Origin of the sequence: Devosia albogilva (genome assembly GCF_042685625.1) — a bacterium.
In the GTDB taxonomy this organism is placed as follows: domain Bacteria; phylum Pseudomonadota; class Alphaproteobacteria; order Rhizobiales; family Devosiaceae; genus Devosia; species Devosia albogilva.
In genome coordinates, this window is record NZ_JBHUNP010000001.1 from 1,748,654 (window position 1) to 1,764,430 (window position 15,777).

General features: G+C 65.8%; 17 protein-coding genes. 7 read left to right on the forward strand and 10 right to left on the reverse strand.

The features are described from left to right. Nucleotides 1-13 precede the first annotated feature (13 nt). Genes infB through rimP form a run of 4 tightly spaced genes read right to left on the reverse strand, consistent with a single transcriptional unit; the run spans nt 14 to nt 5,762 of the window. Nucleotides 14-2,806: a translation initiation factor IF-2 gene (gene infB, locus ACFSX5_RS08930; RefSeq protein ID WP_386832948.1), complete on the reverse strand. Its 2,793-nt coding sequence runs from the start codon at nt 2,804-2,806 to the stop codon at nt 14-16. Between the two features lie 5 nt (nt 2,807-2,811). Next, complete coding sequence (locus tag ACFSX5_RS08935; RefSeq protein WP_386832950.1) at nt 2,812-3,501, reverse strand: RNA-binding protein; 690 nt, start codon at nt 3,499-3,501, stop codon at nt 2,812-2,814. 25 nt (nt 3,502-3,526) lie between these two features. Then, nucleotides 3,527-5,131, reverse strand: coding sequence for a transcription termination factor NusA (gene nusA / locus ACFSX5_RS08940; RefSeq protein ID WP_386832952.1), 1,605 nt, complete (start codon nt 5,129-5,131; stop codon nt 3,527-3,529). A 1-nt stretch (nt 5,132) separates the two neighbouring features. Continuing rightward, entirely contained in the window at nt 5,133-5,762 is a 630-nt protein-coding gene (gene rimP / locus ACFSX5_RS08945) for a ribosome maturation factor RimP (protein WP_386832954.1), read from the reverse strand. Between the two features lie 128 nt (nt 5,763-5,890). Here rimP and ACFSX5_RS08950 point away from each other — a divergent pair, with 128 nt between their 5' ends. Both ACFSX5_RS08950 and ACFSX5_RS08955 read left to right on the forward strand, forming a co-directional pair. Continuing rightward, the gene (locus tag ACFSX5_RS08950) at nt 5,891-6,586 is read left to right on the forward strand and encodes an alpha/beta fold hydrolase (RefSeq protein ID WP_386832955.1); all 696 of its coding nucleotides are present in this window, start codon (nt 5,891-5,893) and stop codon (nt 6,584-6,586) included. 189 nt (nt 6,587-6,775) lie between these two features. Then, nucleotides 6,776-6,994: a hypothetical protein gene (locus ACFSX5_RS08955; protein ID WP_386832956.1), complete on the forward strand. Its 219-nt coding sequence runs from the start codon at nt 6,776-6,778 to the stop codon at nt 6,992-6,994. Between the two features lie 103 nt (nt 6,995-7,097). Here ACFSX5_RS08955 and ACFSX5_RS08960 read toward each other — a convergent pair whose 3' ends face one another. The 4 genes from ACFSX5_RS08960 to lnt form a co-directional block, all read right to left on the reverse strand. Further along, nucleotides 7,098-7,478 carry a winged helix-turn-helix transcriptional regulator gene (locus ACFSX5_RS08960; RefSeq protein ID WP_386832957.1) on the reverse strand — a complete coding sequence of 127 codons (381 nt, stop codon included), beginning with the start codon at nt 7,476-7,478 and terminating at the stop codon, nt 7,098-7,100. 83 nt (nt 7,479-7,561) lie between these two features. Beyond that, nucleotides 7,562-8,269 (reverse strand): tRNA (guanosine(46)-N7)-methyltransferase TrmB, encoded by a 708-nt coding sequence (gene trmB, locus ACFSX5_RS08965; protein ID WP_386832959.1) that lies wholly within the window; start codon nt 8,267-8,269, stop codon nt 7,562-7,564. Between the two features lie 74 nt (nt 8,270-8,343). Beyond that, nucleotides 8,344-9,600 (reverse strand): methionine adenosyltransferase, encoded by a 1,257-nt coding sequence (metK, locus tag ACFSX5_RS08970; RefSeq protein WP_386832961.1) that lies wholly within the window; start codon nt 9,598-9,600, stop codon nt 8,344-8,346. Nucleotides 9,601-9,744: 144 nt separating this feature from the next. Further along, complete coding sequence (gene lnt / locus ACFSX5_RS08975) at nt 9,745-11,370, reverse strand: apolipoprotein N-acyltransferase (RefSeq protein WP_386832963.1); 1,626 nt, start codon at nt 11,368-11,370, stop codon at nt 9,745-9,747. 115 nt (nt 11,371-11,485) lie between these two features. Between lnt and tsaB the strand changes: the two genes are divergently transcribed. The 5 genes from tsaB to ACFSX5_RS09000 all read left to right on the forward strand — a co-directional run bounded on the left by tsaB (nt 11,486) and on the right by ACFSX5_RS09000 (nt 14,152). After that, on the forward strand, nt 11,486-12,097 hold the full coding sequence (tsaB, locus tag ACFSX5_RS08980) for a tRNA (adenosine(37)-N6)-threonylcarbamoyltransferase complex dimerization subunit type 1 TsaB (RefSeq protein WP_386832964.1): 612 nt from the start codon (nt 11,486-11,488) through the stop codon (nt 12,095-12,097). After that, nucleotides 12,094-12,573 carry a ribosomal protein S18-alanine N-acetyltransferase gene (gene rimI, locus ACFSX5_RS08985; protein ID WP_386832966.1) on the forward strand — a complete coding sequence of 160 codons (480 nt, stop codon included), beginning with the start codon at nt 12,094-12,096 and terminating at the stop codon, nt 12,571-12,573. Before tsaB ends, rimI begins: the two co-directional genes overlap by 4 nt. A gap of 77 nt (nt 12,574-12,650) precedes the next feature. Further along, entirely contained in the window at nt 12,651-13,037 is a 387-nt protein-coding gene (locus ACFSX5_RS08990) for a Fur family transcriptional regulator (protein ID WP_386835613.1), read from the forward strand. Further along, entirely contained in the window at nt 13,034-13,843 is an 810-nt protein-coding gene (locus ACFSX5_RS08995; RefSeq protein ID WP_386832967.1) for a lysophospholipid acyltransferase family protein, read from the forward strand. The genes ACFSX5_RS08990 and ACFSX5_RS08995 overlap by 4 nt, the downstream gene beginning before the upstream one ends. Nucleotides 13,844-13,921: 78 nt before the next feature. Then, the gene (locus ACFSX5_RS09000) at nt 13,922-14,152 is read left to right on the forward strand and encodes a hypothetical protein (protein WP_386832968.1); all 231 of its coding nucleotides are present in this window, start codon (nt 13,922-13,924) and stop codon (nt 14,150-14,152) included. On the opposite strand, the gene ACFSX5_RS09005 is transcribed toward ACFSX5_RS09000, so the two are convergent. Both ACFSX5_RS09005 and pncB read right to left on the reverse strand, forming a co-directional pair. After that, nucleotides 14,121-14,387 (reverse strand): hypothetical protein, encoded by a 267-nt coding sequence (locus ACFSX5_RS09005; protein WP_386832969.1) that lies wholly within the window; start codon nt 14,385-14,387, stop codon nt 14,121-14,123. The two genes, ACFSX5_RS09000 and ACFSX5_RS09005, sit on opposite strands and share 32 nt — an antisense overlap. Nucleotides 14,388-14,447: 60 nt before the next feature. Continuing rightward, entirely contained in the window at nt 14,448-15,755 is a 1,308-nt protein-coding gene (gene pncB / locus ACFSX5_RS09010; RefSeq protein WP_386832971.1) for a nicotinate phosphoribosyltransferase, read from the reverse strand. Nucleotides 15,756-15,777 lie beyond the last annotated feature (22 nt).

Consider the following 15,777-nt stretch of genomic DNA (forward strand, 5'->3'; position numbering starts at 1 on the left):
CCGTTCGCTGCTCTTACAGCGAGCGCTGGACCGTCTCGACGCGGAAGCACTCGATCTGGTCGCCCGCGCGGATATCTTCGTAGTTCTCGAAGGCCATGCCGCACTCCTGGCCGACCTGGACGTCCTTGACCTCGTCCTTGAAGCGCTTGAGCGTCTTGAGCTTGCCTTCGTGAATGACGACGTTGTCGCGCAGGAGGCGCACGCCGGCACCGCGTTCCACGAGGCCCTCGGTGACCCGGCAGCCGGCAACCTTGCCGACCTTGGTGATCTGGAAGACTTCGAGGATCTCGGCGTAGCCGATGAAGGTCTCACGGCGCTCGGGCTTCAACAGGCCCGACATCGCGTTCTTCACGTCATCCACGAGGTCGTAGATGATGTTGTAGTAGCGGATCTCGATGCCGTCGCGGGTGGCGAGGTCATTGGCCTGCTTGTTGGCACGCACGTTGAAGCCGATGACGATGGCGTTCGAAGCCGAGGCCAAGGTCACGTCGGATTCGGTAATGCCGCCCACACCCGAGAACAGGATCTGCGCCGAGACTTCGTCGGTCGACAGCTTGTTGAGCGAGGCCACGATCGCCTCGACCGAACCCTGCACGTCGCCCTTGATCACCAGCGGGAACTTGCTGATGCCCGAGGCCTTGAGCTGGTTCATCATCTGCTCGAGGCTGGTCGCACCACCGCCGGCAGTCCGCTCGCGGATCTGACGCTGGCGGTACTCGGTGACCTCGCGGGCACGTGCTTCGGTCTCCACAACCGAGAAGCGGTCGCCAGCCGAAGGCACGCCGTTGAAGCCCAGAACTTCCACCGGCACGGACGGGCCGGCGTCCTTGACCTGGTCGCCCTTGTCGTTGATCAGCGCGCGAACGCGGGCGAACTCGGTGCCGGCCACGAGGATGTCGCCGATCTTGAGCGTGCCACGCTGCACCAGGACCGTTGCCACCGCACCGCGGCCGCGATCGAGCTTGGCTTCGATGACCAGACCCTCGGCGCGCCCATCACGGGCCACCTTGAGTTCGAGCACTTCGGCCTGCAGCAGGATGGTCTCGAGCAGCTTGTCGAGGCCGTTGCCCGTCTTGGCAGAGACTTCCACGTCCAGCACGTCGCCGCCCATGGATTCCACGAACACTTCATGCTGGAGCAGTTCGGTCCGCACGCGGGTCGGATTGGCCTCCGGCTTGTCCATCTTGTTGATGGCCACGATGATCGGGACCCCGGCCGCCTTGGCGTGCCTGATGGATTCGATCGTCTGCGGCATCACGCCGTCGTCCGCCGCCACCACCAGCACGGCGATGTCGGTCGCCTGGGCACCGCGGGCACGCATGGCGGTGAACGCCTCGTGGCCCGGGGTGTCGAGGAAGGTGATCTTCTGGCCCTGCTTCTCGACCTGGTAGGCGCCGATATGCTGGGTGATGCCACCGGCTTCCCCGGAAACCACATTGGCTTCGCGGATGGCGTCGAGCAGCGAGGTCTTGCCGTGGTCGACGTGGCCCATGATGGTCACCACCGGCGCGCGATCGGTGAGGTCCTCGGCCTTGTCGTCGGAAGGCACGTCGAACAGGCCCTCTTCCACGTCGGCTTCGGACACGCGCTTGACGGTGTGACCGAGTTCGGTGGCGATCAGTTCCGCCGTGTCGGCATCGAGCACGTCGTTGATCTTCATCATCTGACCCTGCTGCATCAGCAGTTTGATGACGTCGACCGAGCGCTCGGCCATTCGGTTGGCCAGTTCCTGCACCGTGATAACCTCGGGGATCACCACCTCGCGGCTGATCTTGGGCTGCGACGACTGGTTGCGGCCCATCTTCTTGTCGCGGCGGCGGCGCATGGCCGCGAGCGACGGCCCGCGATCGCGATCGCTCTCGGTGGTGGCGCTGGCAACGGTCAGGCGGCCACGCGAAGCACCGTCATTGGCGCGGCGCGTCGGCCGCTCCGGAGCGGCGCGGGAGGCGCGGCGGGCATTCTCGAGTTCGGCTTCGGTGGTCGGCCGGGTCTGGGGTGCGCCGGTCCGGGTGCGACGGCCATCGGCCTCGCTCGGGGGTGGCGGGGGTACGTTGCCGATCGGGGCCATGCCGCCAGGGCGGCGCTCACCGGCCGGACGGCCGGAAGTGCCGGCGGGACGCGCGCCAGCCGGACGGGCGCCGGCAGGGCGCTCGCCATCGGGGCGGCCGGCCGGACGTTCGGCCCGTTGCGGACGCGGCGGCTGGCCGGGGCGGCCGGCAACAACTCGGACGCTGGACGGACCAGGATTGCGCTGCGAGGCCGGAACAAAGGGCTGAGCTGCGGGACGCTCGCGGCTTTCACGCGGCTCTTCGGTCCGCTCGGGACGCTGCTCGGCACGCGCTTCGGCGGCGGCAGCCTCCTCGGCGGCACGACGGCGCTCTTCTTCCTGACGAGCGGCCTCCTCGCGCACCTGACGGCGGCGATTCTCTTCCTCGATGCGGCGTGCCTCTTCGGCCGCGAACCGCTCACGGTCCTCGGCGAGACGGGCGCCGGCCTGAGCCAGGGCGCGCTGACGCGCTTCCGCCTCGGCGGCGCTCAGGCCCATCGGCTGACGCTGCTGTGGTCCACCGCCGGTCGGACGGCCGGCAGGCGGACGGCTGCCGCCGCCAGCACCTGGACGGCCGCCGGCGCCGGGAGCTGCGCCACCGGGCTTGGGCACCACGCGCGTGCGCTTTTCCACGACCACCGTCGAGCGAGACGGCCCGCGCGACGTGCCCGGGCGATTGCCCAGCGCGGGGCCGCCCTTGAGGGTCAGCGTCTTCTTGGCGCCGGTGTCGTCGGTGCGCTTGTCGTCGTTATCAGCCATACTACCTATCGTCTCTCGTCAGGTTCCACGGACAAAAGCACACCGGACGCCGCGGAGCGGTCGGTGTGTTCATCCAGCGGTTTGGCGGTGTAGCTGGCCAGTCGCCTGGCCTTGTCCACCGCCGATTGGGCTGCTGCCCCAGTCTTGAGGGCAGCATGTATCACATTTTCAAGTCCAAGTGCCAAACCCATTTCGGTGCTGGTGAGCAATTCGAAGTGGGGCACGTCGGCAGCGTCGAATCCCTGCTCGCGGCGGGCGTAGTTCAACGCCTTGAGCGCCGACATCATCTTGGCGCGTCCGTCGGCGGCGGCGTCGGTCGCGGTGATCAGCGCCACCGCTTCGCCTGCCTCGATCGCGCCCTTGACCTTGGTCGCGCCAGTGACAAATTGGCCGGCCTTGCGGGCCATTCCGAGGGCGGCCAGCAGGCGCTGCTTCAACCTTAGTTCCACCAGCGCCGGCAGATCCTCCGGCAGCTTGACCTCGGTCTTGAGGCTGCGCGCGAATACTTTCTTGCGGACAGCCTCGGCCACTGCCGATTGCGACAGCGTTACCCAGACGCCGCGCCCTTCGGCCTTGGCCTCGGTGTCGGGCACCAGCACGCCATCCGGCCCCAGCACGAAGCGGATGAGCTCGCCGACCGGCTTGTCCTGCCGGGTCAGCGCGCACAGTCTCGTTGTGTCCTCGCGCCGGGCCATTGGTGCCCTCGCAGAGCGTCGGCCGTTAGGCCGAGGCTCCTTCTTCGTCGGCGTAGTCTTCGCCTTCAGGCGCAGCGAGATCCTCTTCATTGACCCAACCGGCCTTGATGCGGGCCTGCATGATCATGTCCTCGGCTTCTTCGCGCGACACCGGGAAATCCTTGAAGGTGCCTTCGAAGCGCTTGGTCTCTCCGTCCTTGCGTTCGCTCCAGCCCACCAGGTCGTCAGCAGCGCAACCGGCAAAGTCCTCCACGGTCTTGATGCCGTCCTTGCCCAGGGCCACCAGCATGGCGGCATTGAGCCCAGCGATATCGTAGAGCTCTTCCTCGACGCCGAGCGTCTTGCGCTCTTCGTCGAACGTCCGCTCGATCTCGGCCAGGTATTCGGCCGCACGGTTCTGGATTTCGGCAGCGGTCTCGTCGTCGAAGCCCTCGATCGACGCGATTTCGTTCGTGTCGATATAGGCCAGTTCCTCGACCGAGGAGAACCCTTCCGAAGCCAGTAGTTGGGCAACCATCTCGTCAACGTCAAGGGCCTGCATGAACAGGCTCGAGCGTTCGGTGAATTCCTTCTGGCGCCGCTCGGACTCTTCCTGCTCGGTGAGGATGTCGATATCCCAGCCGATCAGCTGCGAAGCGAGGCGCACGTTCTGGCCGCGGCGGCCGATGGCGAGCGACAGCTGCTCGTCCGGCACCACCACTTCGATGCGCTCGGCCTGCTCGTCGAGCACCACCTTGGCGACGTCCGCCGGCTGCAGCGCCGAAACCACGAGATCGGCGATGCTGTCGGTCCAGGGAATGATGTCGATCTTTTCGCCCTGCAACTCGCCGACCACGGCCTGCACGCGCGAGCCACGCATACCGACACAGGCGCCGACCGGGTCGATGGAGGAGTCGTTCGAGGTCACCGCGATCTTGGCGCGCGAGCCCGGGTCGCGGGCGATCGAGCGAATGGTGATCACGCCATCGTAGATTTCCGGCACTTCCTGCATGAACAGCTTGGCCATGAACTGCGGATGGGTGCGGCTGAGGAAGATCTGCGGCCCGCGCTGTTCGCGACGGACGTCGTAGATATAGGCGCGGACGCGGTCGCCATAGCGGAACTGCTCGCGCGGGATCAGCTCGTCGCGGCGGATAATGGCTTCGCCACGCCCGAGATCGACGATCACGTTGCCGTATTCGACGCGCTTGACGGTGCCGTTGACGATCTCGCCGACGCGGCCGGAGTATTCCTCGTGCATGCGGTCGCGCTCGGCATCGCGCACCTTCTGCACGATCACCTGCTTGGCCGACTGGGCGGCGATGCGGCCGAATTCCATCGGCGGCAGCGGCTCGGTGAGGAAATCGCCGATCTTGGCCTGCGGCGACTTGGCCTGGGCGTATTGGAGGCCGATCTGGCGGCTCGGTTCCTCGACGGTGTCGACGATCTCGAGCAGGCGCCACATGCGGGTCTCGCCGGTGCGCGGGTTGATCTCGACCTTGATTTCGGTCTCGGCGCCGTAGCGGCCCTTGGCGGCCTTTTCCATGGCGTCCTGCATCGCCTCGATCACGACCATGCGGTCGATCGACTTTTCGCGGGCAACCGCGTCGGCGATCTGCAACAGCTCGAGCCGGTTCGCGCTAACGGCCATTTCAGTTTGTCTCCTTGGACACGTCTTCGTCGTCGGTATCGACGTCGGCATATTCGACCGTCTCGGTCTCGTCGTCGTCGATCGGGTTCTGTTCCTGCTCCTGGCGAGCCAGTTCGAACAGCTTGTCGGTCATCACCAGCTTGGCCTCGGCGATGTTGCTGAGCAGCAGCCGGTGGTCGGGATCGGTGCCGCCGGGGGCATCGGGCAGGGTGATGGTGACGGCTTCGTCGTCCACCGCGTTGATCAGCCCGCGGAAGCGCTTGCGGCCGTTGACGAGGTCGGCAAGCTCCACCTTGGCCTCGTGGCCGAGATAGCGCTCATAGTCGCGCCGGCGTACCAGCGGCCGGTCGATGCCGGGCGAGGACACTTCGAGGTGATACTCGCGGTCAATCGGATCTTCCACGTCGAGCACCGGCGACAGGTCCTTGCTCAGGGCCTCGCAGTCCATGATCGTGAAGCGGCCGTTCTGGTCCTCGGCCATGATCTGCAGCGTGGTGCCGTTCTCGGGGGTGATCTTCACCCGCACCAGCGAGAAGCCGAGCCCATTGGCCACCGGCTCGACGATCCGGGCAATCCGGGCTTCGAGCCCGGTTTCCTTGATGTAGCGCTTTTCCGTGAGATCGAACGCCATCGGTCCTTCGGTCAATAAAAAAGAGCGGGGCCGGCCGGCTCCCACTCTCGCAAGCATGCTAGAGATGATGCGCCCTATATAGCGCCGCTCCACCGATCCTGCAAGTCACGCCTCGAGCCTCGCCCGTCATGACCTTCCCACTCTTGCTGATTCCCGGCCTCAATTGCACCGAGCGCGCCTTCGTGCCGCTGCTGGGCAGCTTATGGCCGCTCGCTTCGGTGACACTGGTAAATCACCGCCGTGGCGACAGCATGGCGGCGATCGCCGGAGCGATCCTGGCCGAGGCGCCGCCGCGCTTTGCGCTGCTTGGCTTTTCGATGGGCGGCTACATCGCCTTCGAAATGCTGCGGCAGGCACCGGAGCGGGTGGAGCGGCTGTGCTGCCTCGCCACCATGGCGCGCCCGGACACAGCCGAGCAGGCGGAGAACCGCCGTCGGATGATCGCTCTGGCCGAGCAGGGGCGGTTCGACCAGGTGATCGGCGCCAATTTTCCCAACACCGTGCACCCGGACAATGTCGACAGTCTGGAGCTGAGGGACCTGCACGCTTCGATGGCGCGAGAGACGGGCGCCGAGACCTATGTGGCCCAGCAACGCGCCATCCTGGCCCGACCGGATTCGCGTCCGGACCTCGCCGGCATCAGGGTGCCGACCAGCGTCGTGGTGGGCGAGGCGGATATGGTCACGGGCGTGGATGGCGCCCGCGAGATCGCCGGCGGCGTGCCAGGCGCCGAACTCACCGTTATCGCGGGTGCAGGGCACATGGTGCCGCTGGAACAGCCCGACGCAGTAGGCGAGGCACTCGCCAAATGGCTGCGGCGCTGAGCCGGGCACCGGAAGGGAACCCGGTAGCTTCGGAGAAACCTAGTGGCACCAGAACCACTTGATTTCTCTAGGAAAACCCTCGGTGCCCCAAGCTGGATTACAAGGGCAGGAAAGTCGGAAATACGGTCTTGAGGGCAGGCGCCGCGGCGCGCATTTGCCTTGGTGTTCAACACTGAAAGGAACACCGAAATGTTCAAGAACACCGTGATCGCCCTTGTTGCCACCGCTGCCGTTGCCGGTGTCGCCGCGCCCGCCATGGCCGATACCGAAGGCCTGTTCACCGGCTCGCCCGAGTTCCAGCAGTTCCAGCAGGACTCGATCGTCACCCGCCTGCAGCAGCAGGGCGTGAATGCGACGGCGGTGGAAGAGTGGGAGCGGGCTGATCCGCGCCTATGTCACCCAGGCTGACGGCACCCAGACGATGCAGTTCTTCGTGCCGGGTTCGCTGCAGCCGGTCGAGCTCTAGGCTTCATTCCTGGCGCCGTCGATCCCGTCGGCGGCGCCCGTAGCCTTACGGGTGGTTGAGCCGGATCTCAGGCTCGCCACCCGAGGCGTCGAAGCGCTCGCGAGCCGCTTCCATCTGCGGTCGACGGCGCTGGAAGAAGTCGCGGACACCTTCCGAAAGCTCCAGCAATTCCCGTCCCAATTCGGTCAGTTCATACTCGACGCGGGGCGGAATCGTTGCGAACATCGTGCGGAGCACGAAGCCGTTTCGCTCCAGTTCCCGCAGCGTTGTGGTGAGGGTCTTCTGGGAGATGCCGGTCTGGCGCCTAAGAGCGTTGAAGCGCTGCGGCTGATCGCGCAGCAGGGTGATGATCGTCATCGTCCATTTGCCGGACCGCGCCTTCGGGCGATCGCCTTTGTCGGAGCGGCTATTGGAAATGGCAGACATGGAAACCTCGACGCTTCAGGTTTGAGGTACTCAGATAGGTCGCCGCCAGCCGTGTTCCAGACTCGGCTTTGAATAAATCCAGATCACTTTTTTCGGGGGAAGCTGAAGTAGAAGCTGGTCATGCGTCCTTCGCGGCGGGCCTTCTGCTCGTAGCGCGTGGGCTGCCAGCCCGGATAGGGCTCATGCCAGCTGCCTGGGCGTTCGGGAAGGAACTCGAAGGCGGAAGAGCGCACGATGTGCGCCAGTGTCCAGTCCGCATAGTCCTCGATATCGGTGGCGAAATAGAAGGTTCCGCCGGGACGGATCACCCGCCCAAGCTCGGATAATGTGGTGGGCGACACGAAACGGCGCTTGTGGTGCCGGGTCTTGGGCCAGGGGTCCGGGTAGAGCAGATACACCGCATCGAGGCATGCGTCCGGCAGTGCCACCAGGAGCTTCAGGGCGTCATCGGTGAAGAGCCGGACGTTGCCGAGTTCCTGCTCGGCGATGGCCTGCACCATCTTGCCGATGCCCCCAGTAAAAACCTCGCAACCGATGAAGCCGGTCTCGGGCTCCTCGGCGGCCTTGCGGGCGAGGTGCTCGCCGCCGCCATAGCCGATTTCCACCACGATGCGCCTGGCGTCGCCGAAGAGGACGCGCGGATCGAGGCGTCCCTCAAGCTTGATCTCGAGCTCGGGCAGAGCCGCATCGACCACGGCCTTCTGGCCGCCATGCAGCTTCTTGCCGGAGCGGCGGCCGAAAAAGGCGCGCGGTTCGCCGGAGCGGGTCAGGGGAAGCTGGTGGTCGGTCATCTGGGTCTCGCCGGAAACAAAGCGGCGCCACCCGAAGGCAGCGCCGCCGCATATCATGGTTGGCTGGCGGGTGACTACCGCACCGCTTCCTTGAGCGCCTTGACGAGGTCGGTCTTCTCCCAGGAGAAGCTGCCGTCGCGGCCGGCCCTGCGCCCGAAATGGCCGTAGGCTGCGGTCTTGGCGTAGATGGGCTTGTTCAGGTCGAGATGGGTGCGGATGCCGCGCGGGGTAAGGTCCATCACCTTCGCCAACGCCTCTTCGAGCTTGGCTTCGTCCACCTTGCCGGTGCCATGGAGGTCGACATAGATCGACAGCGGCTTGGCAACGCCGATGGCGTAGCTGAGCTGGATGGTGGCGCGGTCGGCCAGGCCAGCCGCGACGACGTTCTTGGCGAGATAGCGTGCCGCATAAGCGGCCGAGCGATCCACCTTGGTGGGGTCCTTGCCTGAGAAAGCGCCGCCGCCATGCGGCGCGGCACCGCCATAGGTGTCGACGATGATCTTGCGGCCGGTCAGCCCGGCATCGCCGTCGGGGCCGCCGACCACGAACTTGCCGGTCGGGTTGATGTGCCAGACGGTCTGGTCATCGATCCAACCCTCGGGCAGCGCCTCGCGCACATAGGGCTCGACGATCTTGCGCACGTCGGTCGAGGTCAGGTTCTCGTCGAGATGCTGGGTCGACAGGACGATCTGGGTGACGCCGACCGGCTTGCCATTCTCGTACCGCACCGTGACCTGCGACTTGGCATCCGGTCCGAGCTTGCCGGCAGGACCGTGATTGGCCTTGCGGGCGGTGGTCAGCGTCTCGAGGATTTTATGGGCGTAGTAGATGGGGGCCGGCAGCAGTTCCGGCGTCTCCCGGCTGGCATAGCCGAACATGATGCCCTGATCGCCAGCGCCCACATCCTTGTTGCCGGCTTCGTCGACACCCTGGGCGATGTCCGCCGACTGGCCGTGCAGCAGCACGTCGATCTTGCAGGTCTTCCAGTGAAAGCCCGATTGCTCATAGCCGATGGCGCGGATCGCCTTGCGCGCAGCGGACTTGAACTTGGCCGGATTGACCACCGGATGGCCGGCTGCGTCGAGCAGCACCTTGCCATCCTTGCCCTTCTTCAGCAGCGTCTCGGGGACGCGCACTTCGCCGGCGATGATCACCCGGTTGGTGGTCGCCAGGGTTTCGCAGGCTATGCGCACCTGCGCCGGATCCATGCCCGCCTTCTTGGCTTCCTTGAAGACCAGATCGACAATCTCGTCGCTGATGCGATCGCACACCTTGTCGGGATGGCCCTCGGACACCGACTCCGAGGTGAACAGATAGGACGAACGCGCCAAGCCAAATCTCCCAAAGAGAGTGGAAACCGCCCGTGAACAGGCAGTTGACGTGGTTTTTGACACCGTGCAGGCAGTGGGTCAAGCGGGATATAAAGAAATCTTGATATCCCGCCGAGAGCTTGGGGGTGGATGGTTTTGCTCTGGTCAGCCTCTGCTCGACAAGCGTTTCGGGCGGCTGCTGCGATGCGCCAGGACCGAGGCGACCAAGCCGATGACCAACATCACCAGCAGCGGCCAGTATCGCCAGGTGGCGAAGGGTGGTGGCGCCACCCGTTCATGCGGGCGGGCGTCCAGGGCTGCCATTTCCCCGGGTGCCAGCGCGGCGGTGATGCGCCCCAGCGGATCGCTGACGAAGGTGTGCCCGGAATTGGCGGCCCGGACCAGGCTCATGCCCTCTTCCACGGCCCGAACCCGTGCATGATGGGCATGCTGCGCCGGCCCGATCGAGCCGTCGAACCAGGCATCGTTGGTGATGTTGAGCAGGTATTGCGCGTCAGCGGTGGCGCCCAGATCGCCCGAGAACAGGATTTCGTAGCAGATCAGCGCGAGGAGCGACGGTGAGCCGGGCAGTTGCAACAGGCGCCGCCGCGGATCGCCATGCGCCCAGCCTTCGGCGCCGGGGACGAACTGCTTGATCCCGAGTCGGGCGAAAAATTCGCCATAGGGCAGGAACTCGCCGAAGGGCACCAGATGCGCCTTGTCGTAGGAGGCGATCACCTCGCCCTCCGTGTTGATGGCAAGCAGCGCATTGTAAGGCGGGCCATCCGGCACCATGCCACCGGGAAGGTAGTTGATGCGCGGCGCGCCGGTGAGCAGGGTGCTCCCGTCCGGCAGCATGCGGGCGATCCGGGCCAGCGCGTCAGGGTAGCTCGACAGGTAGAAGGGCAGGCTCGATTCCGGCCAGACCAGGACGTCGATATCGGCGAGCCCGGCGTCGTCGGGCCCCATCTGCATCTCCGACAGCATCACCAGACGGTCGATCAGGGCCACCGGATCGGCATTGCTCCAGTCGGCATGCTCGTAGACGAGCGGCTGCACCAGGCGCAGCGCCACGTCCTGCCGCTCCGTGGCGGTGGTGGCGGTCAGCCTGTTGGTGCCATAGGCGAGTTGGGCCACCAGCACGAGCAGGGCCAGAAAGAAGGGCAGCAGCCGCTGGGTCAGGCTGCGCCCGTCCGCCGGCCAGATCAGTGCGGGTGTGGTTGCAAGAAGCAGCGCAATGAAGGTGAGCCCGTAGATGCCGACGAGCGCCACCGCCTGCATCATCTCGTCATTGGGCGTCAGGGCATAGCCGACAAGGTCGAAGGGAAAGCCGGTCAGCACATGACCGCGGGCCCATTCGGCGGCGGTGACGGCGGTCGCCAGCGTCACGATCCGCCAGGCGCTGTCGCTCCACAGCAGGTGGGCGAGAGCGCTGGCAACACCCCAGAAAGCCGCGATCAAGGCCGCGAGGGCCAGGATCGCGAAGGGCATGATGGCGAGCATGATGCCGCCATCGACAAAGAACGCCGCGCCAAGCCAGTGGAAGGCCACGGTGAAATAGCCCCAACCGAAGGCGAAGCCGATCGTGAACGCCGGGCCAAACAGTCGCCTCCACCCGCGCCCGCGCTCGGCACCATCCAGCGCCCAGACCCAGAGCGGGAAGCTCACAAACAGCACAGGGAACAGGAACAGCGGTGGCACGGACAGGCCAGCGATCGCGCCAGCCGCCAGCAGCAGCAGGAAGCGCCTCCAGCCGTGACTCAGCATGGCTGTCTCGGCCAGCCAGGTCATGGGCGGCTTCCTCTCGAATCGGCATACATCGCGGCAAGGTCGCGCCGGTGCCCCCAAGCGTCAAGGCGTCGACTTGCCGATAGACTCGCGTCCGCCGCAACGCTAGGAGCGGTGCATGAGCCTCCTGCCCCTTACGCTTGCCATCGACACTGCGGCGCCCCGCCTGCAACTGGGACTGGTACACCCGGATGGGCGAGCGGATTGGCTGGTCGAGGATATTGCCACTGGCCATGCCGAACGGCTGTTCGGGTGCCTCGAAACGCTGCTCGCTCGCAACGAGCTGACCTTTGCCGATCTCGGCCGTGTGGCATCGACCACTGGTCCGGGGTCGTTTACCGGGCTGCGGATCGGCCTGTCGGCGGCGCGGGGGCTGGGCCTGGCGCGGGGCATCCCGGTGATCGGGGTGCCGAGCCTGCTGGCACTGTCGCTATCGGTGGATGGACCCTGCACCGTTCTGCTCGATGCCCGCCGTGGCGAGGCCTACCTGCAAGGCTTCAGTGGCCCCGGCGAACCGACGGAACCAGCGCGGCTGCTGCCCTCGGCCGAGGCCGAAGCCTTGGTGCCAGCGGACGGCGTGGTGCTGCGCTCTCCCTTTGTTGACATCGTCGCGGTGGCGCGCTTCGCCGCCGGTGCTGATCCAGCCAGCTTCCCGCCGGAAGCCGCCTATGTCCGCGATGCCGATGCCAAACCGCAGACCGCGGCGCGGCTGGTCCGGCAGACGCCATGATGAAGCTGTGGATGGCCCCCGCGGGCCTGCATGTGGAGCCTGCCGAGCCTGCCGACGCGGCCGAACTGGCGCGCATCCATGCTAGCGGTTTCTACCGCGGCTGGCCGGAGGCCGATTTCGACACCTTCATGGAAGACCCGGCGGCGCGGATCTATGTCGCCTGCGATGCCAGGCGCCGCATTGCGGGGTTCATCCTGGTTCGGGTTGCCGGCGACGAGGCGGAGCTGCTGACCATCGCCGTCGAGCCGCGCTGGCGTGGCAAAGGGGTGGGCCTGGCGCTGCTGCGCGCCGCCCTCGAGGACCTGCGCTATACCGCCGCGAAACGGATGTTCCTCGAGGTCGACGAGCAGAACGTGGCCGCACGCAAACTCTATGAGCGCGAGGGGTTCACGGCTGTCGGCAGCCGCAAGGGCTACTATCCGCGCCCAGATGGCACCGCCGCCACTGCGCTTGTCTTGTCCCGCGATCTTGGGTAACCCCAAGGCCTAGCCGACCGGAGCGGAGCTGGGACGTGACAGAGCCGACCCTCGAGGAATCCTGCATCGCCCGCGGCATGCGGATGACCGACCAGCGCCGGGTGATAGCGCGCATCATCGAAGCAGCCACCGACCATCCGGACGTCGAGGAACTCTACCGCCGCGCCTCGGAGGTCGACCCGCGAATCTCGCTCTCGACGGTTTACCGGACGGTGAACCTGTTCGAGGAAGCGGGGCTCGTGACCAAGCACGACTTCAAGGACGGGCGCGCCCGTTTCGAGCCGATCCCCGAAGAGCACCACGACCACCTGATCGATATCCGCTCCGGCAAGGTCATCGAGTTTCGCAACGAGGAGATCGAGGCCATACAGGAGCTGATCGCCAAGCGGCTGGGCTATCGGCTGATCGACCACCGGCTCGAACTCTATGCGGTGCCGCTCGACAGCAAGGAGCCCGAGCGGTGACCATCTTCCGCGCCCTGTTCTTTATTGTGGTGTTCGTGCCGTTCCTGATCATCGCCATTCCGCTGCAATGGCTGATCCTGAAGCTGAAGCTGCCGTTCTGGCAGGCGATCCCGCGCACGTTTCACAAGCTGGGCTGCATCTTCCTCGGCCTCAGGGTGACGGTGATCGGACGCCCCGCCACCGGCCGTCCGACGCTGCTGGTGTCGAACCACGTGTCCTGGACCGACATCATTGCCGTGGGGTCGGTGGCCGATGTCACCTTCGTTGCAAAGCGCGAGGTCGGCGATTGGCCCTTTGTCGGCATGGTGGCGCGGCTGCAGCGGACCATCTTCGTCGACCGCACCCGCCGCCACGACGCCGGCCGCACCAGCCGCGAGATGGGCGCCCATATGGCGGGCGGCAATGCGGTGCTGCTGTTTGCCGAGGGGCAGTCGGATATCGGCACCCATGTGCTGCCGTTCCGCAGTGCGCTCATCGGCGCGGCCCAGCACGCCATGATCGATGCCGGCGCCAGCGAGGTGCTGATCCAGCCGCTGACCATCGCCTATACACGCCTGCAGGGCCTGCCGGTCAGCCGCAACGAGCGCTCGTTGATCGCCTGGATCAAGTCGAAATCGGTGAAGCAGAATATCCGCGATATCCTGTCGGGACCGGTCAAGGACGTGACCGTCGCCTTCGGCGTGCCGCGCCCGCTGACCGAAACCGACAACCGCAAGCTGGTCAGCAAGGCGGCCGAGCAGGATGTCAGGGCCATGCTGGTGGCGCTGAACCGCGGCCAGAAGCTGCCCGGATCGGTACAAGTTTAGCCAGTAATCCTAACGGGCCGCGCCGCTTTGCCGGCAAGGACCTGGTAGCTATCACGGTGGCCAGTCAAGGAACCGGCCATGATCGTGCAGCTTGCCGCCATCTGGATGATCGTCCTTGCCAGCATCATCTGGTTCGTGCGTGACGAAGTTCGGCTGCGCCGCATGGCGCGGCTCGAGCAGGCGGCCCGCTACTATGCCGAGGCGCCGCAATACCGCCATGTGCGGGTGGAGGGCGAGCCGGTGCTGGAGGGGAGGCGTCCGGACTTCCTCCGCCAACTCAGCCGGCAAGGCTCGCCCGCAGCCGGTTGATGATGTCGGATGCCTTGAGCATCAGGGCCATATCGATATCGGCCTCGGAACTGCCATCGGCGACGTCGGCCCATACCGGGATGCTGAGGTCGTGCGTCTGCTCGCGGCCGGCCTGATCTTCCTGCAGCACGGCGCGCACCCGTCCGACGACGCGGCCGGTCAGGCGGGGATGAGCCGATTTCTCGGCGACGGCGATCTCGATCAACTCGATGGTCATGGTGCCGGCGAGTAACATGCGGCCACGCCCGATGGTTCGATCCTTCGGGCTATTCAGCAGCAGTGTTGCCGATTGGACTCACACGCGCACGGCGTGCTCCACCCGGCCGGCTTCGCCGAACACACGGATATAGCGTTCAATCTCGGCCGCATCACCGGTCGCCTTGGCCGGATTGTCGGAGAGTTTCACCGCCGGCCGGCCATTGGCCTCGCTGACCTTGGCGACGATCGAGATCGGATCGAGTCCGGGATTGGGCTCCGGGGCGCAGCCCTCGAAATCGTTGGTGAGGTTGGTGCCCCAGCCGAAGGTCATGCGAACCTTGCCGTCGAAATGGAGATAGGCCTCCTCGATCATGTCGACGTCGAGCCCGTCCGAGAAGATCAGCAGCTTGTCGCTCGGGTCGCGGCCCTTGGACTTCCACCAGGCGATGATCTTCTCGCCGCCCTCGATGGCGGGGGCGCTGTCCGGGCGGAACCCGGTCCAGTCCGCCACCCAGTCGGGGGCATCGCGCAGGAAGGCGTCCGTGCCGAAGGCGTCGGGCAGAACGATCTTGAGATTGCCGCCATAATAGCTCTCCCAGTCCTGCAGCACCTGGTAGGGCGCTGCCTTCAGCGCCTCGTCGGTCTTGGCGAGCGCCGCCAGCACCATGGGCAGCTCATGGGCATTGGTGCCGAGCGCCTCGAGGTCGTTGTCCATGGCGAGTTTGACGTTGCTGGTGCCGGTGAAGGCCTCGCCGATGCCCTCCTTGAGCGCTTCGACGCACCAGCGCTGCCACAGGAAGGAATGACGGCGGCGGGTGCCGAAATCCGAGATCTTGAGGTCGGGGAGCTTGGCGAGACGCTCGACCTTTTCCCACATCTTGGCCTTGGCGCGGGCATAGAGCACGTCCAGGGTGAAGGGTCCGTACTGCTTCATCGCGGCGCGCGAGCGCAGCTCGTTGATGATGGCGAGCGCCGGGATCTCCCACATGGTGGTTTCCTGCCAGAGCCCGGGAAATTCGAGCACGAATTGGCCGTCCTTCTGCTCCAGCCGGTATTCGGGGAGCTGGAAGTCCTCGAGCCACTTGAGGAAAGCCGGCTCGAAAATCTGCTTGGAGCCATAGAAGCTGTTGCCGGCGAGCCAGATCATCTCCTTCTTGGAGAAGCGCAGGGTGCGGCAATGGTCGAGCTGGGCCCGCAGCTCGTCGATGTCGATCTCCTCGGCCAGCCGCACCGACCTGGTCCGGTTAATCAGGGAGAACGTCGCCTCGACGCGGGGGTAGAGGCCCCAGATCATCTGCAGCATCAATAGCTTGTAGAAGTCCGTGTCGAGCAGGCTCCGCACGATCGGGTCGAGCTTGAAGGTGTGGTTGTAAACCCGCCGGGCGATGTCGGTATAAGTGGCCATGGCAACCCTTTCGCGGCGCGTT